At 56.9% G+C, this 22,842-nt stretch carries 31 protein-coding genes and 1 tRNA gene; 23 read left to right on the top strand and 9 right to left on the bottom strand.

The annotated features are described in order from the left end of the window. Nucleotides 1-4: 4 nt before the first annotated feature. From prmC to SynPROSU1_RS02755, 3 genes are read right to left on the bottom strand one after another with little or no spacing between them, the layout of a single operon-like run. The gene (gene prmC, locus SynPROSU1_RS02765; RefSeq protein ID WP_255444755.1) at nucleotides 5-895 is read right to left on the bottom strand and encodes a peptide chain release factor N(5)-glutamine methyltransferase; all 891 of its coding nucleotides are present in this window, start codon (nucleotides 893-895) and stop codon (nucleotides 5-7) included. Then, nucleotides 892-1,962, bottom strand: a complete 1,071-nt coding sequence (locus tag SynPROSU1_RS02760) for a DNA-processing protein DprA (protein WP_255444754.1) — start codon at nucleotides 1,960-1,962, stop codon at nucleotides 892-894. Before SynPROSU1_RS02760 ends, prmC begins: the two co-directional genes overlap by 4 nt. Before the next feature lie 56 nt (nucleotides 1,963-2,018). Next, entirely contained in the window at nucleotides 2,019-2,423 is a 405-nt protein-coding gene (locus SynPROSU1_RS02755; RefSeq protein WP_186571414.1) for a thioesterase family protein, read from the bottom strand. 83 nt (nucleotides 2,424-2,506) lie between these two features. Here SynPROSU1_RS02755 and SynPROSU1_RS02750 point away from each other — a divergent pair, with 83 nt between their 5' ends. After that, the gene (locus SynPROSU1_RS02750) at nucleotides 2,507-3,355 is read left to right on the top strand and encodes a universal stress protein (RefSeq protein ID WP_186571413.1); all 849 of its coding nucleotides are present in this window, start codon (nucleotides 2,507-2,509) and stop codon (nucleotides 3,353-3,355) included. Nucleotides 3,356-3,357: 2 nt separating this feature from the next. Here SynPROSU1_RS02750 and psbM read toward each other — a convergent pair whose 3' ends face one another. Together psbM and SynPROSU1_RS02740 are read right to left on the bottom strand one after the other, a co-directional pair. Next, on the bottom strand, nucleotides 3,358-3,462 hold the full coding sequence (gene psbM, locus SynPROSU1_RS02745) for a photosystem II reaction center protein PsbM (RefSeq protein WP_025362091.1): 105 nt from the start codon (nucleotides 3,460-3,462) through the stop codon (nucleotides 3,358-3,360). A 59-nt stretch (nucleotides 3,463-3,521) separates the two neighbouring features. Then, nucleotides 3,522-3,998, bottom strand: a complete 477-nt coding sequence (locus tag SynPROSU1_RS02740; RefSeq protein WP_186571412.1) for a 2Fe-2S iron-sulfur cluster-binding protein — start codon at nucleotides 3,996-3,998, stop codon at nucleotides 3,522-3,524. Between the two features lie 182 nt (nucleotides 3,999-4,180). Here SynPROSU1_RS02740 and psbB point away from each other — a divergent pair, with 182 nt between their 5' ends. The 11 genes from psbB to SynPROSU1_RS02685 all read left to right on the top strand — a co-directional run bounded on the left by psbB (nucleotide 4,181) and on the right by SynPROSU1_RS02685 (nucleotide 12,657). After that, nucleotides 4,181-5,740 (top strand): photosystem II chlorophyll-binding protein CP47, encoded by a 1,560-nt coding sequence (gene psbB / locus SynPROSU1_RS02735; protein ID WP_186571411.1) that lies wholly within the window; start codon nucleotides 4,181-4,183, stop codon nucleotides 5,738-5,740. 21 nt (nucleotides 5,741-5,761) lie between these two features. Further along, nucleotides 5,762-5,857, top strand: coding sequence for a photosystem II reaction center protein T (locus SynPROSU1_RS02730; RefSeq protein WP_011128841.1), 96 nt, complete (start codon nucleotides 5,762-5,764; stop codon nucleotides 5,855-5,857). A gap of 213 nt (nucleotides 5,858-6,070) precedes the next feature. Beyond that, entirely contained in the window at nucleotides 6,071-6,553 is a 483-nt protein-coding gene (gene nrdR / locus SynPROSU1_RS02725) for a transcriptional regulator NrdR (RefSeq protein ID WP_186571410.1), read from the top strand. A 196-nt stretch (nucleotides 6,554-6,749) separates the two neighbouring features. After that, nucleotides 6,750-7,841 (top strand): 30S ribosomal protein S1, encoded by a 1,092-nt coding sequence (locus SynPROSU1_RS02720; RefSeq protein ID WP_186571409.1) that lies wholly within the window; start codon nucleotides 6,750-6,752, stop codon nucleotides 7,839-7,841. A 6-nt stretch (nucleotides 7,842-7,847) separates the two neighbouring features. After that, on the top strand, nucleotides 7,848-8,621 hold the full coding sequence (locus SynPROSU1_RS02715) for an HAD family hydrolase (RefSeq protein WP_186571408.1): 774 nt from the start codon (nucleotides 7,848-7,850) through the stop codon (nucleotides 8,619-8,621). A gap of 23 nt (nucleotides 8,622-8,644) precedes the next feature. Continuing rightward, a complete protein-coding gene (gene metK / locus SynPROSU1_RS02710) occupies nucleotides 8,645-9,895 on the top strand; it encodes a methionine adenosyltransferase (RefSeq protein ID WP_186571407.1) in 1,251 nt (416 codons plus the stop codon). 3 nt (nucleotides 9,896-9,898) lie between these two features. Then, nucleotides 9,899-11,137: an FGGY-family carbohydrate kinase gene (locus SynPROSU1_RS02705; RefSeq protein ID WP_186571406.1), complete on the top strand. Its 1,239-nt coding sequence runs from the start codon at nucleotides 9,899-9,901 to the stop codon at nucleotides 11,135-11,137. A gap of 180 nt (nucleotides 11,138-11,317) precedes the next feature. Then, complete coding sequence (locus tag SynPROSU1_RS02700) at nucleotides 11,318-11,593, top strand: DUF2470 domain-containing protein (protein ID WP_115022958.1); 276 nt, start codon at nucleotides 11,318-11,320, stop codon at nucleotides 11,591-11,593. A 54-nt stretch (nucleotides 11,594-11,647) separates the two neighbouring features. Continuing rightward, nucleotides 11,648-12,292, top strand: a complete 645-nt coding sequence (locus tag SynPROSU1_RS02695; RefSeq protein ID WP_255444753.1) for a ComF family protein — start codon at nucleotides 11,648-11,650, stop codon at nucleotides 12,290-12,292. A 30-nt stretch (nucleotides 12,293-12,322) separates the two neighbouring features. Further along, nucleotides 12,323-12,395, top strand: a tRNA-Phe gene (locus SynPROSU1_RS02690). A gap of 22 nt (nucleotides 12,396-12,417) precedes the next feature. Continuing rightward, complete coding sequence (locus SynPROSU1_RS02685; RefSeq protein WP_186571405.1) at nucleotides 12,418-12,657, top strand: hypothetical protein; 240 nt, start codon at nucleotides 12,418-12,420, stop codon at nucleotides 12,655-12,657. On the opposite strand, the gene SynPROSU1_RS02680 is transcribed toward SynPROSU1_RS02685, so the two are convergent. After that, nucleotides 12,658-13,167 carry a hypothetical protein gene (locus tag SynPROSU1_RS02680; RefSeq protein WP_186571404.1) on the bottom strand — a complete coding sequence of 170 codons (510 nt, stop codon included), beginning with the start codon at nucleotides 13,165-13,167 and terminating at the stop codon, nucleotides 12,658-12,660. A 41-nt stretch (nucleotides 13,168-13,208) separates the two neighbouring features. On the opposite strand from SynPROSU1_RS02680, the gene SynPROSU1_RS02675 reads away from it, so the two are divergent. The 11 genes from SynPROSU1_RS02675 (at nucleotide 13,209) to SynPROSU1_RS02625 (ending at nucleotide 21,851) form a co-directional block, all read left to right on the top strand. Next, a complete protein-coding gene (locus SynPROSU1_RS02675) occupies nucleotides 13,209-13,865 on the top strand; it encodes a TVP38/TMEM64 family protein (RefSeq protein ID WP_115022950.1) in 657 nt (218 codons plus the stop codon). Between the two features lie 109 nt (nucleotides 13,866-13,974). Further along, nucleotides 13,975-14,400 (top strand): hypothetical protein, encoded by a 426-nt coding sequence (locus SynPROSU1_RS02670; protein WP_186571403.1) that lies wholly within the window; start codon nucleotides 13,975-13,977, stop codon nucleotides 14,398-14,400. Next, the gene (locus SynPROSU1_RS02665; RefSeq protein ID WP_186571402.1) at nucleotides 14,397-14,972 is read left to right on the top strand and encodes a phycobilisome polypeptide; all 576 of its coding nucleotides are present in this window, start codon (nucleotides 14,397-14,399) and stop codon (nucleotides 14,970-14,972) included. The genes SynPROSU1_RS02670 and SynPROSU1_RS02665 overlap by 4 nt, the downstream gene beginning before the upstream one ends. A 72-nt stretch (nucleotides 14,973-15,044) precedes the next feature. Next, nucleotides 15,045-15,803: a phycobilisome rod-core linker polypeptide gene (locus tag SynPROSU1_RS02660; RefSeq protein ID WP_186571401.1), complete on the top strand. Its 759-nt coding sequence runs from the start codon at nucleotides 15,045-15,047 to the stop codon at nucleotides 15,801-15,803. Nucleotide 15,804: 1 nt separating this feature from the next. Then, nucleotides 15,805-16,518: a pentapeptide repeat-containing protein gene (locus tag SynPROSU1_RS02655; RefSeq protein WP_166017585.1), complete on the top strand. Its 714-nt coding sequence runs from the start codon at nucleotides 15,805-15,807 to the stop codon at nucleotides 16,516-16,518. Between the two features lie 172 nt (nucleotides 16,519-16,690). Beyond that, nucleotides 16,691-17,575 (top strand): phycobilisome linker polypeptide, encoded by an 885-nt coding sequence (locus SynPROSU1_RS02650; protein WP_166017584.1) that lies wholly within the window; start codon nucleotides 16,691-16,693, stop codon nucleotides 17,573-17,575. Nucleotides 17,576-17,630: 55 nt separating this feature from the next. Continuing rightward, nucleotides 17,631-19,277, top strand: a complete 1,647-nt coding sequence (locus tag SynPROSU1_RS02645) for a phycobilisome rod-core linker polypeptide (protein WP_186571400.1) — start codon at nucleotides 17,631-17,633, stop codon at nucleotides 19,275-19,277. 74 nt (nucleotides 19,278-19,351) lie between these two features. Beyond that, complete coding sequence (locus tag SynPROSU1_RS02640) at nucleotides 19,352-20,095, top strand: phycobilisome rod-core linker polypeptide (protein WP_186571399.1); 744 nt, start codon at nucleotides 19,352-19,354, stop codon at nucleotides 20,093-20,095. 282 nt (nucleotides 20,096-20,377) lie between these two features. Then, nucleotides 20,378-20,920 (top strand): phycobiliprotein lyase, encoded by a 543-nt coding sequence (locus tag SynPROSU1_RS02635; protein ID WP_186571398.1) that lies wholly within the window; start codon nucleotides 20,378-20,380, stop codon nucleotides 20,918-20,920. Nucleotides 20,921-20,929: 9 nt separating this feature from the next. Beyond that, entirely contained in the window at nucleotides 20,930-21,544 is a 615-nt protein-coding gene (locus SynPROSU1_RS02630) for a chromophore lyase CpcT/CpeT (protein WP_186571397.1), read from the top strand. A gap of 1 nt (nucleotide 21,545) precedes the next feature. Continuing rightward, nucleotides 21,546-21,851: a CpeR family transcriptional regulator gene (locus SynPROSU1_RS02625; RefSeq protein ID WP_166017581.1), complete on the top strand. Its 306-nt coding sequence runs from the start codon at nucleotides 21,546-21,548 to the stop codon at nucleotides 21,849-21,851. Nucleotides 21,852-21,859: 8 nt separating this feature from the next. Here the strand turns inward: SynPROSU1_RS02625 and SynPROSU1_RS02620 are convergent, their stop codons facing one another. The 3 genes from SynPROSU1_RS02620 to SynPROSU1_RS02610 all read right to left on the bottom strand — a co-directional run bounded on the left by SynPROSU1_RS02620 (nucleotide 21,860) and on the right by SynPROSU1_RS02610 (nucleotide 22,759). Next, nucleotides 21,860-22,093, bottom strand: a complete 234-nt coding sequence (locus SynPROSU1_RS02620; RefSeq protein ID WP_186571396.1) for a Nif11-like leader peptide family natural product precursor — start codon at nucleotides 22,091-22,093, stop codon at nucleotides 21,860-21,862. Nucleotides 22,094-22,154: 61 nt separating this feature from the next. Continuing rightward, nucleotides 22,155-22,436: a Nif11-like leader peptide family natural product precursor gene (locus SynPROSU1_RS02615; protein ID WP_186571395.1), complete on the bottom strand. Its 282-nt coding sequence runs from the start codon at nucleotides 22,434-22,436 to the stop codon at nucleotides 22,155-22,157. 2 nt (nucleotides 22,437-22,438) lie between these two features. Continuing rightward, nucleotides 22,439-22,759, bottom strand: coding sequence for a hypothetical protein (locus SynPROSU1_RS02610; RefSeq protein ID WP_186571394.1), 321 nt, complete (start codon nucleotides 22,757-22,759; stop codon nucleotides 22,439-22,441). Between the last annotated feature and the right edge of the window lie 83 nt (nucleotides 22,760-22,842).

Raw genomic sequence — 22,842 nt, 5'->3', positions numbered from 1 at the left:
TCCTTCATGAAGACATTGCAAACGGGTTTCGAGCAACAGCGAAGCGACGCGTTCCCTCAAGATCAGTGGCCGCACTGACCTCAACCAAACCCGCATCGCGCATCAGCTGCATGACCAGGCTGCTCTGATCGTGGTGGTGCTCAAGCAGAAGCACCCCCCCCGGCGCCAGCCCCGTTGGCGCTCCGTTCACGACAATTCGAATCGCATCCAGGCCATCCTCGCCCCCACTCAGCGACAAATGAGGTTCGTGGTCACGAACAACGGCCTCGAGGCCATGAACCACCGAGGACGGAATGTACGGAGGATTGCTGATCACAACGTCCAAGATTCCCCACCAACTTTTGAGGGGTTTCCACCAAGACCCGAGGTGAAGCGAGCAGTTGTGATTGGGAGCGCAACGCTGGAAATTACGTTTCGCAAGGCTCAAGGCATCGGGGCTGAGATCAACACCATGCCCTGATGCCGTTGGCCAGGCGAGGGCCAAACTCACAGCGATGGCTCCTGAGCCTGTACCGAGATCAGCCCAGCGACTGGGAGGAGCCGCCTGAAAGTGGGTCAGGGCAAGATCCACCAACAGTTCTGTTTCCTGGCGAGGAATCAGCGCAGCAGGGGACGACTCGAGCAGCAGGTCCCGCCATGGACAAAGCCCGACCAAATGCTGCAGAGGAACGTTGTCGTGAAGATGGCGCTGCCAAAATTCACTGAGGACATCGAGGGACTGCACCATCGCGACGGTGCGCGACGGATCCAGCAGCAGCCGTTGGAGGCTTGCCCAGGAAACACCACCTGCAAGATCAATCAGCCAATCGAGATCTGCCGCAGCCCCACCTCGAGCGAGTTGTTGGCGCCTCCACTGCAGGAGATCAGTGCCCGCCAGCGTTCTGCAGTCTGTCAAGGCCGACGCTTGCGCCAGTGCAGTCCAGACTCACACAGCAGTTCGCCCTGGCACTCAAGGGCGAGAAGCTGGGGGGCCAGCTCAGCGGAGGAGCACTGCAAAAGAGACACCAGCTCATCCAAAGAAGCCCCGGGCCCGATGGCCTCCATCAGCTTTTGCGTCTTGAGGCGTGAATCACCCGTCGTCAAAGGGCCAGGCCCCAGACAACGCAGGAGATCCTCGGGATGAATCAAAGCTGTTGCTCGAGCTTGGAGCAGTGCATTGCTGCCCCGACATGACCATCGACGGGCATCACCAGGAACGACCCACACAGGACGATGCATCTGGCTGGCCCAGCGTGCCGAGATCAATGCTCCGCTGCGTTGGGGACACTCCACCACCACAAGCGCTTTTGCAAACGTCACCAGCCAACGATTGCGAGCCGCGAAGTGCCCTGGATAAACACGACAGCCCGACCGAGTGGTGCTCACCAACAACCCTTGATGGCCGACTTGCTCCTGCAACGAGCGTTGGTGGGCGGGGTAAACACGGTCCAACGGTGTGCCTAAAACAGCAATGGGAGCTCCGTTCCTGGCCAGGCAACTGCGATGCACTGCAGCGTCGATCCCTTCCGCAAGTCCACTGAGCACAGGCCAACCCGCACCAGCGAGAGCCCGACCAAGCTCTTCAGCCATCGCGAGGCCATGATCCGAGGCGGAACGCGTGCCCACCACGGCAATGGCTTCACGGGCGCTCAGATGCCGGAGCAGCGATCGATCCCCATGGACGTACAGCCCGGAAGGAGGTGAGTCCACGCGGTCTAAACAAGAAGGCCAGGCAGGGTCACCCGGCAGAACAGCACAGGGAGGAACCTCAAGGTTGGGCTCAGCTCCCTGCTCACGTCTGTAACGATCAACGGCACGCAGACAGTGCGACGGCCAGCCCAGAACGCGACCAAGACGCGCTGTCGACCACCCCCACAGCTGATCTGGCCCAACGGCTTGATCGCTGCAGAACGCGCGGATATCCGCCATGCGGGAACTCCCCAAGCCCGGACAACAGGTCCATCGCCACCACCATCCCCGCATCAGACCACCGCAAGTACATTTGTACTAGCACAATCGCTGTGCGACCTTGCCCTGGCTCAGACGTCGTGGCTCACAAGCTGATTCATCACCTGCTGCAGTTCAGATGGCACGCGCCTGAGCACGCGCCCCTGACGCAACATCACCAGCTGCACCGTCGCCTCGGCAACCACCGTTCCCCCGCGAACGAAGTGGGAGGCCCATGGCCAACGCACACCCTGCTGAGCACAACACCGGCTTTCAACGCGCACCTCATCACCGTGCCGGAGCGGGTGGCGGTACTCCAGGTGGAGAGAAACCACTGGCATGTCAATGCCCATCTCGGTCATTGCTGCATAACCCAGACCGGCAGCCTGCAGGGCCTCAACCCTGGCTTCCTCCAGCCACTGCACATAGGCCCCATGCCACATCACACCGGCGTAATCGGTGTGCTGCGGGAGCACACACTTGCTCAGGGTCCACATGATCCGCGTAACGCTGTGCCATCAGCTTGTCGCTACGCAGGAATCCTCCCCATAGGCTTCCGCAGAGGACGCTTCATCACCCTGTGTTCAGGAACCTTCTGATTGCCGACTCGGGCAAGGGTCACGTCGAGGAAATGATTCGCATGCTCCAGGACATTCCAAGCCTGAAGTCCGCGAAAATCAATCTGCTTCATGTGATTTCAGAGCAGAGCAAGTCGCAATCCGATGGCCATCGCGACGAAGCGGAAACCCTGTTGAACAGCGCAGTCACCCGCATGGGGCTCAGCCCCTCGAGCGTGAGCACCTTGATTCGAGAGGGCGACACAAAGCAGACCGTTCTCAAAGTTGCCGATGAGGTTCAGGCTGACCTGATCGTGATGGGATCCCGCGGCCTCGGACGCCTTCAGTCCATTTTGGCCAACAGCACCAGTCAGTACGTCTTCCAACTCTCCACTCGCCCGATGCTGCTGGTCCGGGACGACCTTTATGTGAAGCATGTCAACCGCGTGATGGTGACGATCGACGGAACAGGCGTCGGGGACGACGCCCTTCGCACAGCCTGCGAGCTGGTGCGTGAAATCCCAGGCGGAACCCTGACCGGTGTTCATGTCGTTCGCCAGGATTCAGCACCGTCACGGGGAGGCCGCACCAAAGCGGACGACGTTCTGGATGCTGCTGTTCAGCGTGCAAGGGGATTCGGTGTTGACATGAAAGCCATCCACACCGAAGGGAAAGACATCGGTCGCAGCGTTTGCCTGGCTGCAACGGAATGCAATGCCGACCTTGTGGTGATTGCCTCTCAGGACCGGCGACCTCTCGTTGCCAGAGGACTGGTTGATCTGGACAAGCTGCTGGGCGGATCGGTCAGCGACTACATCCGGGTTCACGCACCAGCACCAGTGCTACTGGTGCGTGAACCGGAACAGGGCTGAGCTCAGGCCTCGTTGTTCTGCGTGCCGATGTAGAGCACGATCAGGAAGATCGCCGGAACCAGAATGAACAGGAGGCTGGCGACGAATCCGAGATCGTTGGTTTCCATGGCCGTTGGAGGGATCCAGGCGAAGGTATCACCGACACGAGGCCTAGGGAGCGTCTCCCCTAGGCCTCGTCACCGGCGGTAGCAGCCCTGGCATCGGTGCCATCGTCCTCGGCCCCATCCTGATCCTCGTCATCGAGCTCGCTGACCGGTGGCGCAGGCCATGCGGTGGGGCCAGCGGGGAGAGGAGCCTGCCTGGCCGCAGCCAGTCTCGAATCCGCGTTAGCAAGCCGAACCTGCGGACGGGTGAGCACCATGACGGATTTCTCTACAAGTGCTTGACAGGCCAAGCGCCAGTCCTGGGGACGGCGACGCAACTTGTTTTCTTCGACCGCGGTTCGTGCCGTCAGCGCATCGGCTCCGTTCTCGTCAACGACGGAAACAAAGCAGGTGATGCACTGGCCACAACCACCGCAATTGCCCAGCTGCCCCTTGAGTCCATAGAGCTCGATCCCCTCGCGCCGGGCGACCTCCCTCAGGTTTTCCCCGGGGTAACACTCCACATCACGCCCTTCACGAACAAACCGAATAACAGGCATGAGTCACCAAACAACCAGCCTCCATCATGCGCTGAAGCATTGCGTTTTGTGAACGGCTGCTCCTCGACTTTCATGTCACTGACAGTTGCGAGGACATCCGTTTTCTCCCGTCTGTCGGACAGAAGCCCTTACGATCGCCCATGTCTGACTGCATTAGCAGTCTTGTCCCCCGAACCTGACCCATGGGATTGCCCTGGTATCGGGTGCACACCGTCGTCATTAATGACCCGGGCCGCCTTCTGGCTGTGCACCTCATGCATACAGCCCTTGTAGCCGGCTGGGCCGGCTCCATGGCTCTCTATGAGCTTGCCATTTTTGACCCTTCCGACGCTGTCCTGAACCCAATGTGGCGTCAGGGCATGTTCGTCATGCCTTTCATGTCCCGCCTTGGCGTGACCGGCAGCTGGGGTGGATGGAGCATCACTGGCGAAACGGGTATCGATCCCGGTTTCTGGAGTTTCGAGGGCGTCGCTGCCGCTCACATCATTTTTTCCGGCCTGATGATGCTGGCCGCCATCTGGCACTGGACCTACTGGGATCTGGAGATCTGGCAGGACCCGCGCACTGGCGAGCCGGCTCTTGACCTGCCGAAGATTTTCGGCATCCACCTGCTGCTGGCTGGACTTGGCTGCTTCGGATTTGGTGCTTTCCATCTCACCGGAGTTTTTGGTCCGGGCATGTGGATCTCTGATGCATATGGGTTAACCGGACACCTCGAGGCGGTCCAACCGTCATGGGGCCCAGAAGGGTTCAACCCCTTTAATCCAGGGGGAATCGTCGCTCACCACATCGCCGCTGGAATCGTCGGCATCATTGCCGGCATCTTCCACATCACCACTCGGCCGCCCGAGCGCCTCTACAAGGCACTCCGAATGGGCAACATCGAGACCGTTTTGGCGAGTGCAATCGCAGCTGTGTTCTTCGCCGCCTTCATCGTGGCTGGAACCATGTGGTACGGCTCAGCCGCAACTCCTGTTGAGCTTTTCGGACCCACCCGTTATCAGTGGGACCAGAGTTACTTCAAGACAGAGATCAATCGCCGCGTCCAAACCGCTATGGACGATGGCGCTACACGGGAACAGGCTTTTGAAGCGATTCCCGAGAAACTTGCCTTCTACGATTACGTCGGCAACAGCCCTGCCAAGGGTGGTCTGTTCCGCGTCGGTCCGATGGTGAATGGCGACGGTCTTGCCACCTCATGGGTCGGCCACATCGTTTTCACGGACAAGTCCGGCTCAGAACTTGAAGTTCGTCGACTCCCCAACTTCTTCGAGAACTTCCCTGTCGTCCTTGAAGATGCTCAAGGCAATGTCCGTGCTGACATCCCCTTCCGTCGTGCAGAAGCCAAGTACTCCTTCGAGCAACAGGGCGTAACCGCCCAAGTGTTCGGTGGAGCTCTGGATGGGCAGACCTTCACTGACCCCGCCGACGTCAAGCGTCTTGCCCGTAAGGCACAGCTGGGTGAAGCCTTTGACTTCGACCGCGAGACTTACAACTCCGACGGCACCTTCCGCAGTTCACCCCGTGGCTGGTTCACCTTCGGCCATGCCACGTTCGCGCTGCTGTTCTTCTTCGGGCACATTTGGCACGGTGCTCGCACCCTGTACCGCGATGTGTTCGCCGGTATTGATCCCGACCTCGGTGATCAGGTGGAGTTTGGCCTCTTCGCCAAGCTTGGTGACAAAACCACCCGGCGCCTGCCCGAGGGATACGTTCCCCCCGCTGGAACACCCCTCAACTGATCGCCCTACAGGAACAACACGATGGAAAGCTTCGCTTACGTCCTCATCCTTACCCTCGCGATTGCCACACTCTTTTTTGCAATCGCATTCCGCGATCCGCCGAAAATCGGTAAGTGATTTAAACCTTCAAAGCCCCGCCACGGCGGGGTTTTTTCATGCTTTCCCATGCCGGTCGTCGCAAGATGGTCTCGCCAACGAGAGCAAATCACAGCAGTCTCAAGTCACTGACAGCCGTCGGTGGAATCCGCAAATGAGACTGATGTCCCACAGGCCCTTCTCAAGTCTCAAATCACTGTCTACAGTTGGTGCAAGTTAATAACTCCTTCGGGGATGCAGTGCCCCTCCTGCCAAAACACAGATAGTCGCGTTCTTGAATCAAGGGCAGCCGATGGCGGACGCAGCGTGAGACGACGTCGCGAATGCCTGAACTGTGAATTTCGCTTCACCACCTACGAGCGGGTGGAAACCGTGCCGATCACGGTGATCAAACGCAACGGCAACCGGGAAATCTTCAGTCGCAGCAAGTTGCTGCATGGCTTGAATCGAGCTTGCGAGAAAACTGGCCTCGATACAACACGCCTGGAATCCCTGGTTGAAGAACTGGAATTGAAGCTTCAGCAACGCTCCGGTAAGGAAGTCAGTAGCGCTGAAATCGGTGAATTCGTGCTGCGGGATCTCAAGCAGATCAGCGAAGTGGCCTACATCCGATTCGCATCCGTTTACCGCCAGTTCCGAGGCATTGACGACTTCGTCTCAACGTTGGAGACGCTCAACGCCGATCAAGGCCAGAACCATCTGGCCACAGTGCGTTGAAAGAGTGCGTTGAAAGAGTGCGTTGAAAGAGTGCGCTGAAAGAGTGCGTTGAAAGAGTGCGTTGAGTCGGTGGTGTGAACAAGTGAGCTTTTTGAGTCCGTCTGGTCTGTAAAGTCGTGGATTCTCCGTAAAACGTCGGCGGGCGTTTGACGTGAACTTCTCGTACTGCCCACCTGAGGTAGACCGCCACCCCCCCATGTCTGCGACTCCGACAGAAGAACAGATCCAGGATCAAGTTCAGGACGCGAACCCCACAGAAGCCTCCCCAGAAAACTCCGCCATTGAACAGGCGTTTGAGGGTGAGGACCTCAGCATTCCTGAGGACGTCCCCACAGCGGATGATCCCAGCAGCCGTGCCAGCAGCCGCAACCTGGACGACGCCGGCTTCACCATTGATGAGTTCGCGGCTCTCCTCAGCAAGTACGACTACAACTTCAAGCCGGGTGACATCGTCAACGGCACGGTCTTCGCCCTGGAGTCGAAGGGCGCAATGATCGACATTGGTGCCAAGACGGCCACCTTCATGCCCCTTCAAGAGGTGTCGATCAACCGGGTCGAGGGTCTGAGCGACGTGCTTCAGCCCGGCGAGATCCGTGAGTTCTTCATCATGAGTGAGGAGAACGAGGATGGTCAGCTGGCGCTATCGATCCGGCGGATCGAATACCAGCGGGCATGGGAGCGGGTTCGTCAGCTTCAGAAGGAAGATGCCACCATTTACTCCGAGGTGTTCGCCACCAACCGTGGTGGTGCCCTGGTGCGCGTTGAGGGCCTGCGGGGCTTCATCCCCGGCTCCCACATCAGCACCCGCAAGCCGAAGGAAGAACTGGTTGCCGACTTCCTGCCTCTGAAATTCCTCGAAGTCGACGAAGAGCGCAACCGTCTGGTGCTCAGCCACCGCCGCGCCCTGGTGGAGCGGAAGATGAATCGCCTGGAGGTGGGCGAAGTCGTGGTCGGTACCGTCCGCGGGATCAAGCCCTACGGCGCCTTCATCGACATCGGTGGTGTCAGCGGTCTGCTGCACATTTCCGAGATCAGCCACGAGCACATCGAAACCCCCCACTCGGTGTTGAACGTGAATGATCAGATGAAAGTCATGATCATTGACCTGGATGCCGAACGCGGCCGAATCTCTCTCTCCACCAAAGCCCTGGAGCCGGAACCCGGCGACATGCTGACCGATCCTCAGAAAGTGTTTGACAAGGCGGAGGAGATGGCTGCCCGCTACAAGCAAATGCTGCTCGAGCAGGCTGAAGAAGGTGAAGACCCGATCAACTCCATGATGATCTGAGCCTGAATGGCCACACTTCTGCTGAAGGGAACACCCATCAGCTCAATTGATGGGGTGCTGTTCGATAAGGACGGCACCCTTTCCCATAGTGAGCCTCATCTACTGGCATTGGCAGAGGAACGCATCAACAGAGCCATTGAAATCGGGCAAGACCAGGCCCCACCACTCGAAGCCTTTGCGCTGAGAGACACCTTGCGCAGAGCGTTCGGTGTGAGCAACGACATGCTCCATCCAGGCGGAACCCTTGCTGTTGCCTCCAGACAGGACAACATCGCCTCAACCGCAACGGTGTTTTGCCTCCTTGGCTGCTCATGGCCCCAGGCTCTGGCCATGGCCCACGCCTGCTTCGACGAGGTTGACCAGGGCGGTTTGGTTGACGCGACCCCAAGCCCTTTGCTGAACGGTGCAGAACGACTGCTACGGGCCCTGAATCAGCTGAATGTGACCACTGCTGTCATCAGCAATGACACCCGATCCGGCATTGATGACTTCCTGGATCACCATGAGCTCAGTGCATGCATTGATGGCATCTGGAGTGCTGACGACCATCCGCGAAAACCCGATCCGCAAGCCGTTCTGGAGCTGTGCGACTGCCTGGGCCTTCCACCCCAGCGTTGTGCATTGATCGGGGATGCTGAAACCGACCTTCAAATGGCTCTTCAGGCTGGAATTGGCTGCGTGATCGGATTCACCGGTGGCTGGAGTCGCACTCCAGAGCTGCGCTCTGCTCAGCATCTACTCCACCACTGGGACGAGCTCGCCATCAACACTGCCGCGTAAAGTCGCGCCATCTGGAGAGTCGAATGAGCCGTTACGTCTTTACGTCCGAGTCCGTTACGGAAGGGCATCCCGACAAAATTTGCGACCAGGTCAGCGACGCCGTTCTCGATGCGCTGCTGGCGCAGGATCCCGCTAGCCGCGTGGCCTGCGAAACGGTTGTGAACACCGGCCTCTGCATGATCACGGGTGAGGTGACCTCCAAAGCCCAAGTGGATTTCATCCACTTGGTTCGCAATGTGATCAAGGAGATCGGTTACAGCGGCGCACGGGCCGGTGGATTCGATGCCAACAGCTGCGCGGTGCTCGTGGCTCTTGACCAGCAGTCCCCCGACATCGCCCAGGGCGTGAACGAGGCCGACGACCACGCTGGTGATCCCCTTGATCTGGTGGGCGCTGGGGACCAGGGAATCATGTTCGGCTACGCCTGCAACGAGACGCCCGAGCTGATGCCGTTGCCGATCAGCCTGGCCCACCGGCTGTCGCGCCGCCTTGCCGAAGTGCGCCACAACGGGACCCTGGATTACCTGCTTCCTGATGGCAAGACACAGGTGAGCGTTGTTTATGAAAACGACAAGCCCGTCTCCATCGACACGATCCTGATCTCCACTCAGCACACCGCTGATGTGGATGGAATCAGCGATGAACAGGGGATCCGGGAACGCATTACCAAAGACCTCTGGACGCATGTCGTGGAGCCGGCAACCGCCGACCTGGCGCTCAAGCCATCCCGTGAGGCCACCAAGTATCTGGTGAACCCAACCGGCAAGTTCGTGGTAGGCGGTCCGCAGGGTGATGCCGGCCTCACCGGTCGCAAAATCATCGTCGACACCTATGGCGGCTACGCCCGCCACGGCGGTGGTGCTTTCTCTGGCAAAGACCCCACCAAGGTGGACCGCTCAGCTGCCTATGCCGCCCGCTACGTGGCCAAGTGCCTTGTGGCCGCAGGACTTGCTGAACGTGCCGAAGTGCAGCTGAGCTACGCCATCGGCGTGGCCAAGCCTGTGTCGATTCTGGTGGAGTCCTTCGGCACCAGCCAACTGGACAACGATGCCCTCACCGCCCTCGTGCAGGAGCATTTCGATCTGCGCCCCGGCGCCATCATTGAGATCTTCGGCCTACGCAACCTCCCCCAACAACGCGGCGGTCGCTTCTACCAGGACACAGCGGCCTACGGCCATTTCGGACGCAACGACTTGCAGGCTCCCTGGGAAGACGTCAGTGCCAAAAGCGAAGAACTGCGCCAAACGAAGGCTGCACAGGGCGTCACTGCGTAGGTCATGACACAACCACCACTGGTGCTAGGCATCGACCTGGGCACCAGCGGTGTTCGCATTGCTGTGCTGGGCATGGATGGTGTGTTGCACCACACCCAGGCCAGCAACTATCGGGGTGAGTTTTGCGACCCAGAGTCTTGGCGTGAGGCCTGTCGAGAACTGCTTACGGCCATCCCCAACAGGCTTCAATCGCAACTCAAGGCGCTTGCAGTTGATGGCACATCAGGCACCCTCCTGGCCTGCGACTCCCACGGCCTTCCCCTCGGGAAAGCCTTGCCTTACTCACTGGCCTGTCCAGAGGTGGATCCCCTTCTGCAAGGACTGGTGGGCACGGGGAACCTCGCGCAAAGCAGCAGCAGCAGCCTGGCGAGGGCACTTCGGCTGACATCCAGATTCGGCAGCAAGATCCTCTTGCGTCATCAATCGGACTGGATCAGCGGATGGCTTCTGAACAACTGGAGCTGGGGGGAAGAAGGCAACAATCTCCGACTGGGTTGGGATCTGATCTCCAACAGCTGGCCAGCCAGCTTTGCCAAGCAACCATGGCGGCAGGCACTGCCCGACATCCGTCGCAGCGGCAGCATCCTGGGCACAATCGCACCAGAGCAAGCCAAAGCCTTGGGCTTGGCCGACGATCTGATCATCGTGGCCGGGACGACAGATTCCAACGCCGCTGTGTTGGCCGCCCATCCCCAACCAGGAGACGGGGTCACCGTGCTGGGCACCACGTTGGTGATGAAATGCTTCACAGAAGCTCCTCTGAAAGCACCCGGCGTCACCAGTCATCGCGTCGGTGGACGCTGGCTCTGTGGAGGCGCCTCCAATGCAGGGGCAGGCGTGCTGCGGCGCTTCTACAGCAACGACCAGCTCGCGGAGCTCAGCCGCCAAATCGACCCTGACACCAATAGCGGCCTCTCCCTGCGGCCCCTGCCCGGTCCGGGCGAACGCTTCCCTGTCGATGATCCTGAGCTGCTGCCGGTGCTGGAACCTCGCCCGGTGAGTGATGCCCTCTACCTACATGGACTGCTCGAAGGCCTCGCCGAGATCGAAGCGCAGGGTTGGCAACGCCTCCAGGCTCTGGGTGCCGCCGCGCCCCAACGGATCATCAGCATCGGCGGCGGAGCGCGCAATCCCCAATGGAGACGGCTTCGGGAACGCCGTCTTGGCTGTCCTGTAACCAGTTGTCAAACACCCCCAGCTGCAGGTGTGGCGCGACTGGCCCAACAGGCCCTAGTCGGGTGAGAATTCCGGCAACAAGCCAGCCAGCCATGCCCTCCAATCTCCGCGAAATTCTGGCGATGGGGCTCTTCATCGTGTTGGCCTGTTATGTGGGATTCAGCGGCATCCGCCTCGGCCTTCTGCTAATCGAGCGCTTCGCCTGAACCAATCACTGCAAAGATTGCATTCCCTTGTTTCATACCGATGCCTGCAGACGCCCTCACTGATGCCGTCAGCACACGGATCTGCAAACACATGAACGACGACCATGCGGAAGCGGTGCTCGCCTACGCCAAGCACTACGGCGGCGTCAGCAATCCCGCCGCCGCACGCATGGTGTCTGTGAAAGCAGAGACCATGGAACTAGAGGTGGATGGCGCGAGCATCAGCATCGCTTTCGATCACACCCTCACCGACAGCGAAGACGCCCATCGCACGTTGGTGGCCATGCTGCGGGCGATGCCCAAGGAGAACGGCTAAGCCAGGAACAATCTGATTCAGCAGTGGAACGCTCGATGCACCGAGCTTTCCGCTGTGCATCGAGCGTTCCTGGCCTTCGCCCAGACCCTGCTGATCGAGCCCCGTTGCCCGATCTGTGATGGACCTTGGCAAGAGCCACAGGCGCCGACATCTCCCTGCAGACACTGCCGAGACGCACTGCAGCTTCCTCCTGAGGGCATCAAGGGCCTGGAGCCCTTGCATTGGTGCGCTCTCGGGCCTTACGAGGGCAGGCTGCGCCAGCTGTTGCTGAAGGTGCGTCAGCCAACCAAACAGAAAGCACTGTCGGTGTTGGTTCAGATGTTGTCTGACAGCTTGAGCCTGCCTTCCACAGCGGTGTTGGTGCCGATTCCAAGCTGGAAACGGCAGCGCACCAACCCCCTGCCTCAGCGCATTGCCAATGGATTGGACCGACCAACAGCAGACCTGCTGCAACGACCCCGTGTCGGGCTGAGCCAACACCATCTGAACAGAAGCCAACGCCAGACGAACCTGATCGGCGCGTTCCGAGCCAGTCCCCACAACCCAGCAACAGCCCTCACCTCGGTCTGGCTCGTGGATGACATCCTCACGACAGGGGCAACCGCTTTGGCGGCTCGCCAGGCGCTGGAAGAGGCCGGCCATGGGGTGGCTGGATTGATCTGCCTGGGACGCACACCCGCAAGACAGCACAGGCGGTGATTTAAGATTCCCAGGTCGCTTAGGCGACGCGCCGGGATAGCTCAGTTGGTAGAGCAGGCGACTGAAAATCGCCGTGTCCCCAGTTCAAATCTGGGTCCTGGCATCACATCGATGCCAAAACTGCCGTGTCATTCATCTCTCCAGATGCAGGCACAGACCGTGTTTTTGACAACGCGGACAGCTTCGCGATGGTGTTCGATCGCACCTGGAAACAACTGCGAGGCAGCAACAGCGACGAGCTCAGCCAAGAACAGCACTTGGAAGAGGTGCTAAAGGCGATGGCAGATCACCCGTTTCTGATCAGTTCACCCGACATGGCGCGACAGGTGGCGGCCTTCAGAATTCGTCTGCTTGAGCTGGCCTAATCAGGCAGACAGCAGATCAATCTGAGGATCATCCACATATTCAGTGTCGTCACTGATGGCGTCGTCACTGAGGACTTCGTCCTCGACACGATCGACGTCCTCCATCGCCACCTCAGGGGTTTCTGAGACCTCGTGATCGTCGGCTGCTGAAGCATCCTCAGCGTGGGAATCAGCATGGAGAGCCACGACCTCGCCTGGGGTCAGACGATCCCGAAGCATCCGCACTTTCTCTTCACTCGCCAAAAGCAGTTCGCTGGCGTCATCGCTGACAGCGACGATCTCCGCGTCAGCCACCTGCTGCCCCTCCACGTCGGCCAACCTCGTCTCCAGCTCCATCAGGCGATCAGCCAGTGTTTCCACCATCTCACTGAGACTGAGCAGATGGGTGCACAGCTGTTGCTCGAACGCGGTGCGCGGAGAGGAGGTGGTCACCGGACAGGCCTCGGGTCGAGAGATTTCGCCGATGGTATCGATGCTGAGCTTCGTGTCCACGGCCCTGGGAGAAGCCACGACTGGCCTACATTCTCCAGGGCTTTCGAGCGATTGAGGAGATGTCAAGGCTGAAGACAGGGCTGAAGGTCAGCGCCTGGGTCGCCGTCTTCATTGTTGCCGTCGTTTATCTGCAGCGTTACGGCATCGCACCGCTGCAGAGCGCTGTGAATGACATGGGCATCTGGGCCCCACTCGGTCTTTTTCTGCTGCGGGGGGTGAGCATCATTCTGCCGGCGCTGCCGAGTTCCGTTTATTCCTTACTGGCCGGCTCTCTGCTGGGGTTCAAAGTCGGCTACCTCACGATCATCCTCTCTGACCTGGTGTTCTGCAGCGCGGCGTTTTTCATCGCCCGCCGCTGGGGACGTGGCCCGGTCAGCCGTCTGGTGGGAGCCAGCGCAATGAAACGGATCGATGGTTTCAGCAAAAACCAACTGGAAGGCAACTTCTTTTTGATGACCGGTCTGCTGATGACCGGGCTGTTTGATTTCCTCAGCTATGCCATCGGGATCAGCCGCACCCACTGGCGCATCTTTGCGCCTGCTCTGGTGATCAGCGTGCTGATCAGCGATTCGATCCTGGTGGCCGTCGGCGCGGGCGTAGCTCAGGGCGCAAGCCTCACCCTGGGCTTGGCGCTGCTGGCGATGTTTGCCCTGGCCACTGTCACGGGCCTGCTGAAAAAGAACTCCTCAGCGGTGCCCTCAGACGACACCCCCTGACGCGAAACATCAGGGATCACTGCCGGTGCATGTCGATTCCCACGAACCGATCACCTGCACGGGGAAATTCCAGGACACTGGTTAAATTCATGTTGAGCGGCGTTTCTTGATGAGCGCACTGGCAGATCCGAGAATTGCTGTCCTTCAGGACCAGGCTGGCAGCAGCGGTGAGCTGGATCTACCGGTCGGAGATGGCTGTTTTCGGATCAATCTTCGCGATGAAAACATCGAGCTCTGGCGAGAGACATTTGATCAGCACACCACGCCGGCCAATCTTCTGTTGGCATGCGAAGAAAGCAGTGGTGATCTCAAGGACACCCGCCTGACCTGGGTGGTCGGATCAGCCATCCGCACAGCGACGGCATCCAATCCAGACGCCGTCGCTGTGCTGTTGTCGCAATTGGGCATACCGGCAGAACTCACCGAAGCTGCAATCACCCGTTGCCCTGGGCTTGGCCAAGACTTGGTGTGGGCCTTTTACTTGGAACGCCACGGCTGGCTCATCGCAACACCTGTGGCCACCGTCAACGATTGAACCTCCAGAACATCGATTTCAAGACCCTGGTGCAGGAAGCGCAAGTTCAGGGCCTGACAAAAATCAAGGCACTGCCCGAGGCCACGCGCGCCATCCTCGAGCGTGCCGACCAGGGGCAAAGACTGCTCTCACCCGATGAACTGGCCAGCATCTGCCAGTCGTCAGGAGTGGATTGCACGCTTCCCGGCAACCTGTCGAAAAGGACGAATGACTTGGTGAATCAGGCGAGGGGCCACCTGCTTGAAACCCAGCCAGAGCTCGTGGAGCCGGGCGGGGCTCTCCACCCGCAGGACAGAGCAGAGGCCTGCTGGCGCGACTGCTGGAACTTTCTGCGCGTCATCATCTATGCGGTGGCATGCAACCAAAGCCGCTTTACAAATCCCAACGGGATGGCGGCCCTGCGGGAGCTCTACAGGCGGATGAATGTCCCCATCGAGGGGATGAATATCGCCCTCGACCAACTGAGACAGCAGGCCTTGAAAGAGATCTCGCGACCAAGCGACCGGCAGTTGATCAACGACTGCTTCCAGCACCTCAGTGCGGAGCTCAACAAATCTGCAGTTAAGAGCTGATAAGCGCAGCCACCTCACACCCAATTATCAAGGGAAGATCACACCCAAGTATTTCTACTCACGGGGCACGCCATGGCCATCCCGCTTCTTGGGTATCCGCTCAACACACAGAACGGTCGCGTCAGCAATCTTGCCGGTGACAGCAGCACCATCAAGCCTCAGATGTATGCCTCCTGTGCTGCAGGCGATGACACATCCAGAGTCGAGATCGACAGTTTGATTGAGCAGGCCTACCGGCAGGTGTTCTTCCATGCGATGCGCAGTGATCGCGAACCGTTCCTTGAATCACAGCTGCGCAGCGGAAACATCACGGTTCGGGATTTCATCCGTGGCCTGCTCCTGTCAGAACGCTTCCAGCAGGGTTACTACCAGTGCAGCTCGAACTACCGCATGGTGGACCAGGTCGTCGGCCGAGTACTCGGCCGCCCGACCCATGGCGACGCTGAACGCCGTGCCTGGTCCATCGTGATCGGCGAAAAGGGTTTCACATCCTTTGTCGACGCCCTGCTGGACAGCCCCGAATACATGAACTGCTTCGGGTATGACCTTGTTCCGCAGCAAAGGTCCCGGGTTTTGCCCGGACGGGGTCTCGGAGAAATCCCCATCTACCAACAATTCCCGCGCTACGGAACCGACTGGCGCGACGCGCTTCAAGATCGAGCGCCCAGCCAGCAAGGCGCCGAGGCACAACGACTGAACGTCGCCGCCACATGGGTGAACGACGAACCGCCTGCCTTCGCACTGAAGCTCTGGCTCGGTCTGTTTGCCGTCGGTGGATTCGAGATCGTGCGGGTGCTCCTTACGATTGCTGTTGCCATGCTCCGCAACTGAGATGTCGATGCCCAAATCTGGGGCTCTTAATCTGCGTGAATGGGCGGCACCGGAACAGTGCGGAGCATCCAGCTCCGCTAACAGTCCAGTCGATGCTCGAGGAGCCGACTGGAGTGGTCAGGACTTAGGAGCACTCGACCTGAGAGACGCCAAACTCTGTCGATGTGATCTACGCGGCACGAATCTCAGCAAGTGCCAACTCGAAGGAGCTGACTTACGCCTAGCCCGTTACGACCAGACAACTTTGGTACCGGAAGACTTCGCACTCAACACGAGCGGAGCCGTTGGCCCAGGGGCCAAGCTGAATGGGGCTTTTCTGAACAGCACAGATTTGCGGGGAATGGACCTCAGAGGCAGCGTGCTGATGGGTGCCTATTTAAGTGGCTCAGACTTGAGTGGAGCTCTGCTTGATGGAGTCTCCTTAGCTGGCGCGGACCTGCGATCAGCCACATTTCGCGGAGCCATGTGCCGGGGGACCCGATTCGGAACCTGCGAGATGGACATGGTCGATCTGCGCGGCGCCAACCTTGAGGGGGCAGCTCTCGAAACGGTGACGTCGATTCGTGGGGCCGACTTTTCCCTATGCACCGGGCTGGAGGATCAAATTGGCGCTCTTTTGAGCCGATCCGTCGAAGAGCTCGACTGCTGGAATCCGATCACCCGCTCCACGACAAGGGCGAGCCTGGAATCCCTGATCAAGGGGAAAGACGCCTAAGGCGAACGTTCCGAATCAAAACTTTTCCTACAAAACCCGCCGAGATCGCCGTCGCGGCCGAGAAATCATTCCGTGACGCAACAGTCGGACACAATTGATTGAGGTTTATAAAGAATGCTCTTCGAGCGCAAACTTCTGAAGGACTATTGGTCGAACCACTGCGTGTGAATTCATGCCTTTCGGTCCAGCCTCGCTTCTAGGGGTCGAACGCTTCTCTGAGGAGAGTGAAGCCCCCCTCGAGCTGATCCCAGGCGATGAGGACGCCAGGAAAGAACAGATCATCCGAGCCGTTTACAAGCAAGTGCTTGGCAACGCTTACGTGATGGACAGCGAGCGGCAGATCGTTGAAGAATCCCAGTTCAAGCTTGGTGAAATCAGCGTCAGAGAGCTGGTGGGCCGCATTGCCAAAAGCGACCTGTATCGCAGCCGCTTCTTCGATAACTGCGCGCGTTACCGCTACATCGAACTGGCCTTCCGCCATCTTTTAGGCCGCGCACCTGCTGACTACGCCGAAATGCGTGAGCACGCCGATCGCCTGGACAGCCAGGGATACGAAGCTGATATCGACAGCTTTCTGAATAGCGAGGAATACCAAAACACCTTCGGCGAATGGACGGTCCCGTATCAGCGGGGCTGGAAGACCGAAAGTTGTGCAACCTTGCAGGAATTCACCTGGAGCTTCCAGTTGCTGCGCGGCAACAGCAGCAGCAGCCTCAAGGGTGATCTTGCAGGCAACAGCAGCAAGCTGGGAGGTGCGGCTTATCTGAACCGAGCCATCGCGGTGGTTCCCCCGTCCTCCAAAGAAACCGCTGGCTGGAGTTTCCGGCCGTCCCCCAACCTGCAGGACGCACCAACGCGTCTCGGAGCTGGCGCAAGCGATCAAGGCCTCACGTATCGGGTCGAGGTCACGGCCTACAAAGCCAACAATGTCAGGCGGATTTCCCGCTACACCCGCGGCAACCGGGTCTTCTACGTGCCGTTCGACAAGCTCTCCGAGCAGTTCAAACGCATCCATAACGAAGGCGGCAAGATCGCCAGCATTACGCCGGTGACCTAAAAGCCTCGACCGCACTCATCTCGACGCCCACGCCCCCTCTCCCCTCAGCAAAACAATGGCCAACACACAATCTTCTCTTGGCTTCGGCACAACCACCAAGTGGAGTGATCCTGTTCGCTTCCAGCGCAAGGGAGTAGACCAAACCGCTGCTCTCACCATTGGTGAGTTCCTGAAGCAGTCGTGTGATCAGATGGCGATTGGGGTTGGTCCACGCACTCATGCTGACTGCCCCCATCGCGTCACGAGCGAGTGCTACAGCCCAGAAGATGTGGCGTCACTGGAGACAGTAATCAGTGCTTCTTATCGACAGGTTTTTGGCAACGCCCATGTGATGGATTTCGAGCGGTGCTCGGAATTGGAAGCTCAGCTTCGGGACGGTCGTTTGACCGTGCGTGAATTCGTTCGTGGACTGGCCAAGTCGAGCTTCTACAAGGACCGTTTCTTCAGAAGCGTTGCGCCGCAAAGGGGTGTCGAGCTGAATTGCAAGCACCTGTTAGGCCGAGCACCTGAAACACAGGCCGAAATCTCAGCCAAAATCGCCCTGCTGGCAGCACACGGTCACGATGGCCTGGTCGACAGCATCATTGACTCCGCGGAATACCTCGAGGTCTTCGGCAGCGATGTTGTCCCCTATGCCCGTTCATGGTCTTCACCCGCTGACCTGTCGACAGCAGCCTTCCCAATGCTGGCCGCTCTGCAAAAGAGCTTTGCAGGCAGTGATAGTGCCCGCGGCGCAGGTCCAGCGCTGACCCGCAGCCTTGCCAATGGTGTGGCTCCTCGCATCAGCCTGCCAAGTCAGCCCGTTGGTCTGCGTCCATCGGCCGGAAGCTACACCTCCACCCAATTCAGCAGCAAAGCACCTGGCATCACCTCAGGCAAAGACTCCGGACCAATGCGCGGCGATGTGTATGTCACCTTTGGTCTTGGCCAGCGTGAGCAAGAGACTTTCCAACGTTGCCCTGGTGACGGCCCCGATCAACTCGCTGCGCTGATTCGTTCCACCTACAAGCAAGTGATGGGCAACCCCCATCTGATGGAGTTCGAACGGGTTATTTCCGCAGAGAGCAAATTCATCGACGGCTTCCTAAGCACACGTGAATTCGTTCGTGCCGTTGGCCTATCAGCCGAATACAAGCGCCGTTTCTTCGAAACCAGTGCGCCATATCGATTCATCGAGCTGAACTTCAAACATTTCCTGGGAAGGGCTCCGCAGTCCCAGGCCGAAATCAGCGAGCACACCAAGATTCTCGCCGAAGGAGGCTATGAGGCTGAAATCGCTAGCTACGTCGACAGCGCGGAATACCAGAACACCTTTGGTGAAGACACAGTTCCGTTCGCTCGGATCCTTACAGAAAGCGGCCGCTCTCAGGTTGACTTCAACCGTCAACTAAGCCTGGCAGAAGGATTTGCGGCGAGCGATACGGTGCTGGGCAGCTCCGCATTGGTGAGTTCAGTGGCCACAGGCCTGGCTCCCAGCGGCTGGAGCAAAACCACCAGCCGGGCAAACCGCACCGGTACACAGTCTGGTGCCCCAGATCCCACCAAAAAGCGTTTCCGCATTGTTGTTGCTTCGCAGGCAGCTCGCTCACGTCAACGCACGGCTGGTAACAGCTACGTGGTGTCCGGCAAAGACATGAGCAGCCAGATGAAGTACATCCATGCCCGCGGAGGCAAGATCGTTTCCATCACTGAGGTGATGTAAGGGCAAATCAGTTGCCTCTACTGGGAGCTACTGCATGAAGCAGCTCCCTCAAATCACCTTCTAATCACATCATCATGACTGAGCCAACAACTCTTTCCTCGGCTGCCAACGTCGACACAACACATGCTTCGGATGTGATTCGACAAGCGTACCGCCAGGTTTTTGGGAATCGACACCTGATGGAACTCGACGTGAACGCCTCGATCGAGGCATTGTTCATGAATGGAGATTTGACAGTCCAAGGATTGGTAACGGCTCTCGCGCAGTCAGAAACATACAAAAAGCTTTTTTTAGAAACCAACAGCCCATACCGCTTTGTTGAACTGAACTTCAAGCATCTCCTTGGCCGTCCACCCCGTGACCAAGCAGAATTGATGAGTCATGTCCGCCTCCTGCAAGAAGAAGGATATGAAGCAGAGATCGCTAGTTACACCTATAGCGATGAGTATCTTGGGGCCTTTGGCATCGACCAAGTTCCTTACAACCGGGCCACACAGAGCGTCGTTGGCGGAAGCACGCTCTTCTTCACACGAGCAAGAGCTTTGGATGCCGGTTATGCCGGATACGACAACGCAGAAACAGATTCAAAGCTCTTGAATAGCCTCTGCACTGAAAGTTCACCTGAGGCACAGGATCGTAGAGGTGTTGGTAATGCCGGCTCGTTGACCATCAACTGGACATCCCCCCGTCAAGTTGGTGCCAACCGCAGAGTGGTCCAGAAATCAGTGGTGAACCAAACGTCCATGTCGGCAACCATCAAAACAATCTTGTCTCAGGGAGGCAAGATCCTTTCTATTGCGAAGGTTAACTCCTTTTGATTTTCGTAGAATTATCGTTGGCTCATCAGTGATGATGGCAAGATAATCAAACATCAGCCACAGTAGCCGTCCGGCCGCCAACTACAGGAGCAACAACCTTTCTAAACATGCCTATTCTCCGCCCACCATCAAGTGAACACCCAAGCAGGAACACAACATTCCTGCAATCTGTAGCGTCGACTCCCATGGCCATGTCCATGATGGTGGATTCAATGGTTAACATGATGCAGATAAACCGTCCTTCACTGGATGAGCTCAACCCAGAAAGCAACACAACCTCGCATGACGATTGAGCAATTTGTTGCTCAAAGTTCAGGCAAGTGGCGCTCAATGCGATCAGGGCACTCTCTAGCTTTTCAACAGTTTGAAGAAGTTCTTAGCGAAGTCACAATAGAAGAGATCGATAAAGAGAACACCGCGGTAAAACAGCTAATTGAATCATCAATTATCGCGAACCAAGATGAGCACTTGGTTACATCACCATTCAGGATGGAGTGGTGCGCAGAAAGCGACTGGGAGCCCGAAGATCCGTCAGAAGTGTCATCAGGATCTTGCATTATTGTTCCTCTAACAAAAGACAATTACTCAGGAAAATTAATCAGAAGCGTTGGATACGCAGAATCTGAGGCCGCAATATCTGAATATCAATTTTTGGATGATGGTACATTTACCCTTACAACTCAATACGAGCAATCAATTGCGGAAGAAAGAATCTGGTTTGTTTCAGAAAATGTTCGCTGCAGATCCTCCGTCTTGAGAACATCTGCCGGATCAGGGATACTACAAACTTCGTTTGCATCCGAAGTCAGACGCATTAAGGCGTAGAGACACAAGATGAAGATGGATTTAGCCATTGCCGAATTCGCGAAGACTCTCGCTGGTGTTTACGACAACATCGAGCAGTCACAACAAAATCCAAAGGATTTTGCTCGAATCAATATCTTTTTTCGACCCTTACCGTGGCACGTCTTCCAAGGGCCTGGCTTTTATTCTGAACAATGTTACGACTATGCACCTTGGGATCCCTATAGACAGGGAATTCATCGTTTAACTGCAAGCAAAGAATCATTCATAGTAGAGAACTACGGATTTGCTAACCCGAGAAGATTGGCTGGAGCAGGTCGTAATGCCGAACTCATGAAAGACATCAACACTGCAACCTTAAAAAAACGGTGTGGATGTGCAATGCATTTCCAACAAGAAAAAGCAGGTCATTACATCGGAAAAGTTGAACCGGGAAAAAACTGCTTAGTTCCACGAGACGGAAAACTAACTTATCTTGTTAGCGAAGTTGAAGTGGATCAAGAAAATTGGATCAGCCGTGATCGAGGATTTGACCCCAAGACAGATGAACAGATCTGGGGATCCGAGCATGGCCTTCTAAAATTCAAGAGAATTAAAAGTTTCTCCGAAGAAATCACTGATGAGTGGCTAAATAGCAAAGCCTGAGATGCAGGATACACAAAAACAAATGAAAGCATGGATACGTTCTCAGCATCTAATATGCGTTGGAACGGACTTTATCTTCGAAACTGTTGATCAAACGCAACTAGAAAAGTTTGATAATTGCATACAAGCAATTGGCGGAAGAATTAGAACAGTTAAAGCTATCGGGAATTGGCCCATGGGACCAAGGCGATCATTCAAAATACTACAAGCCACCGCAAGTGTACCTAGACCAGGGGGAGAAGACCTTGTCACATATTGGGCCAAAAAAGGCAGCAAATCAACAAGATATTCAGAAATCAATTCTTGAGGAATATCTTACTCTTCAAACCATCCCATCCACGTATCCTGAGTAAAGTCAGTATGTTTGCTCCACTTTCTCAAAATTGCAGAAGAGTCGATTTCAAAACCATTAGCGGCAGCAATATCGATTACTTGATCTTGATTAAGAGCGGCTTTAATTTGAGCTTTTAGGTCAGGATTTTGGCGAACCAAAGCAATAAAAGCTTCTAAAGCATTGTCTTGATTTGCGCTAATGGCAGAATTGGTCATCTTGAGCCTCTGAAATCATAGAAATGAGTCTAGACGGAACGACTGCAAACAGGCAGTACAGCTAGGCACCATCCATCAACATAGCTCTCCATGCAGCAACCCTACGGAAAGCCCATGACCAATGATCGTTCGTAATGGTTTGAATGGATAAGGCTTCAGATTCGGACAAAATAACTGCATCTAATTCGACATACTGAAGCCAAGCCGAAATTGAAAACACATAATCACGGGAGGCTGCATAATCAACAATATCTTGATCAGTCTCACAGGCCTTCAATCCAGTGGCCATGGCATGGTCGTAAACAACCAGATCAATAAACTGCTCAATAACAGAATTCGACATCGTCAGCAGCTTTCAATCCAAAGTGCAAAATTGACCTTTTCACAAATCATCTGCAGAACCAAAGGGCCTCCAGGGCATCGCAACAAACGCCAGGGAATATTTTTCTCCAATACACCAGAGTCAATAGTGATTTTAGGGGGACTTGTTGCCTGCTCATAAGGAATCAGTGCTGAGCCAGTGAGCGCAGGCTCTACCTGTTTAACAATGTCTGTCAATTGAGCCAAATCAACAACCAAATTAAGTTGATTTTGAACCTCTATTGAACTCTGAACAGCTTGCACGAACCTTGGAAGTGCTTGCTCAAGCTCAGGCGAAACAGGCATGGTGTCAAACTTCTCTTCACTACAATAACAGAAGGGAAGGATGCGTTAAAGCTGAAACCAGAAGAACGGCGATATACATTAAT

The organism is Synechococcus sp. PROS-U-1, assembly GCF_014279755.1.
In the GTDB taxonomy this organism is placed as follows: domain Bacteria; phylum Cyanobacteriota; class Cyanobacteriia; order PCC-6307; family Cyanobiaceae; genus Parasynechococcus.
Note: the sequence above shows the minus strand (reverse complement) of the source record. Positions and strands in the feature narration are given on the sequence as shown.

Excerpts from the sequence above, each read along its gene's own strand:
- SynPROSU1_RS02700 (WP_115022958.1), top strand. The coding sequence starts at position 11,318 with ATGCCTGCAGACGCCCTCACTGATGCCGTCAGCACACGGATCTGCAAA.
- SynPROSU1_RS02615 (WP_186571395.1), bottom strand. The coding sequence starts at position 22,436 with ATGTCGAATTCTGTTATTGAGCAGTTTATTGATCTGGTTGTTTACGAC.
- nrdR (WP_186571410.1), top strand. The coding sequence starts at position 6,071 with ATGCAGTGCCCCTCCTGCCAAAACACAGATAGTCGCGTTCTTGAATCA.
- SynPROSU1_RS02660 (WP_186571401.1), top strand. The coding sequence starts at position 15,045 with ATGGCCATCCCGCTTCTTGGGTATCCGCTCAACACACAGAACGGTCGC.
- SynPROSU1_RS02755 (WP_186571414.1), bottom strand. The coding sequence starts at position 2,423 with ATGTGGACCCTGAGCAAGTGTGTGCTCCCGCAGCACACCGATTACGCC.
- SynPROSU1_RS02650 (WP_166017584.1), top strand. The coding sequence starts at position 16,691 with ATGCCTTTCGGTCCAGCCTCGCTTCTAGGGGTCGAACGCTTCTCTGAG.
- SynPROSU1_RS02730 (WP_011128841.1), top strand. The coding sequence starts at position 5,762 with ATGGAAAGCTTCGCTTACGTCCTCATCCTTACCCTCGCGATTGCCACA.
- psbB (WP_186571411.1), top strand. The coding sequence starts at position 4,181 with ATGGGATTGCCCTGGTATCGGGTGCACACCGTCGTCATTAATGACCCG.
- SynPROSU1_RS02740 (WP_186571412.1), bottom strand. The coding sequence starts at position 3,998 with ATGCCTGTTATTCGGTTTGTTCGTGAAGGGCGTGATGTGGAGTGTTAC.
- SynPROSU1_RS02720 (WP_186571409.1), top strand. The coding sequence starts at position 6,750 with ATGTCTGCGACTCCGACAGAAGAACAGATCCAGGATCAAGTTCAGGAC.
- SynPROSU1_RS02715 (WP_186571408.1), top strand. The coding sequence starts at position 7,848 with ATGGCCACACTTCTGCTGAAGGGAACACCCATCAGCTCAATTGATGGG.
- SynPROSU1_RS02675 (WP_115022950.1), top strand. The coding sequence starts at position 13,209 with ATGTCAAGGCTGAAGACAGGGCTGAAGGTCAGCGCCTGGGTCGCCGTC.
- psbM (WP_025362091.1), bottom strand. The coding sequence starts at position 3,462 with ATGGAAACCAACGATCTCGGATTCGTCGCCAGCCTCCTGTTCATTCTG.
- SynPROSU1_RS02645 (WP_186571400.1), top strand. The coding sequence starts at position 17,631 with ATGGCCAACACACAATCTTCTCTTGGCTTCGGCACAACCACCAAGTGG.
- SynPROSU1_RS02760 (WP_255444754.1), bottom strand. The coding sequence starts at position 1,962 with ATGCGGGGATGGTGGTGGCGATGGACCTGTTGTCCGGGCTTGGGGAGT.
- SynPROSU1_RS02630 (WP_186571397.1), top strand. The coding sequence starts at position 20,930 with ATGAAGATGGATTTAGCCATTGCCGAATTCGCGAAGACTCTCGCTGGT.
- SynPROSU1_RS02635 (WP_186571398.1), top strand. The coding sequence starts at position 20,378 with ATGACGATTGAGCAATTTGTTGCTCAAAGTTCAGGCAAGTGGCGCTCA.
- SynPROSU1_RS02670 (WP_186571403.1), top strand. The coding sequence starts at position 13,975 with ATGAGCGCACTGGCAGATCCGAGAATTGCTGTCCTTCAGGACCAGGCT.
- SynPROSU1_RS02640 (WP_186571399.1), top strand. The coding sequence starts at position 19,352 with ATGACTGAGCCAACAACTCTTTCCTCGGCTGCCAACGTCGACACAACA.
- SynPROSU1_RS02705 (WP_186571406.1), top strand. The coding sequence starts at position 9,899 with ATGACACAACCACCACTGGTGCTAGGCATCGACCTGGGCACCAGCGGT.
- SynPROSU1_RS02620 (WP_186571396.1), bottom strand. The coding sequence starts at position 22,093 with ATGACCAATTCTGCCATTAGCGCAAATCAAGACAATGCTTTAGAAGCT.
- SynPROSU1_RS02610 (WP_186571394.1), bottom strand. The coding sequence starts at position 22,759 with ATGCCTGTTTCGCCTGAGCTTGAGCAAGCACTTCCAAGGTTCGTGCAA.
- SynPROSU1_RS02625 (WP_166017581.1), top strand. The coding sequence starts at position 21,546 with ATGCAGGATACACAAAAACAAATGAAAGCATGGATACGTTCTCAGCAT.
- metK (WP_186571407.1), top strand. The coding sequence starts at position 8,645 with ATGAGCCGTTACGTCTTTACGTCCGAGTCCGTTACGGAAGGGCATCCC.
- SynPROSU1_RS02655 (WP_166017585.1), top strand. The coding sequence starts at position 15,805 with ATGTCGATGCCCAAATCTGGGGCTCTTAATCTGCGTGAATGGGCGGCA.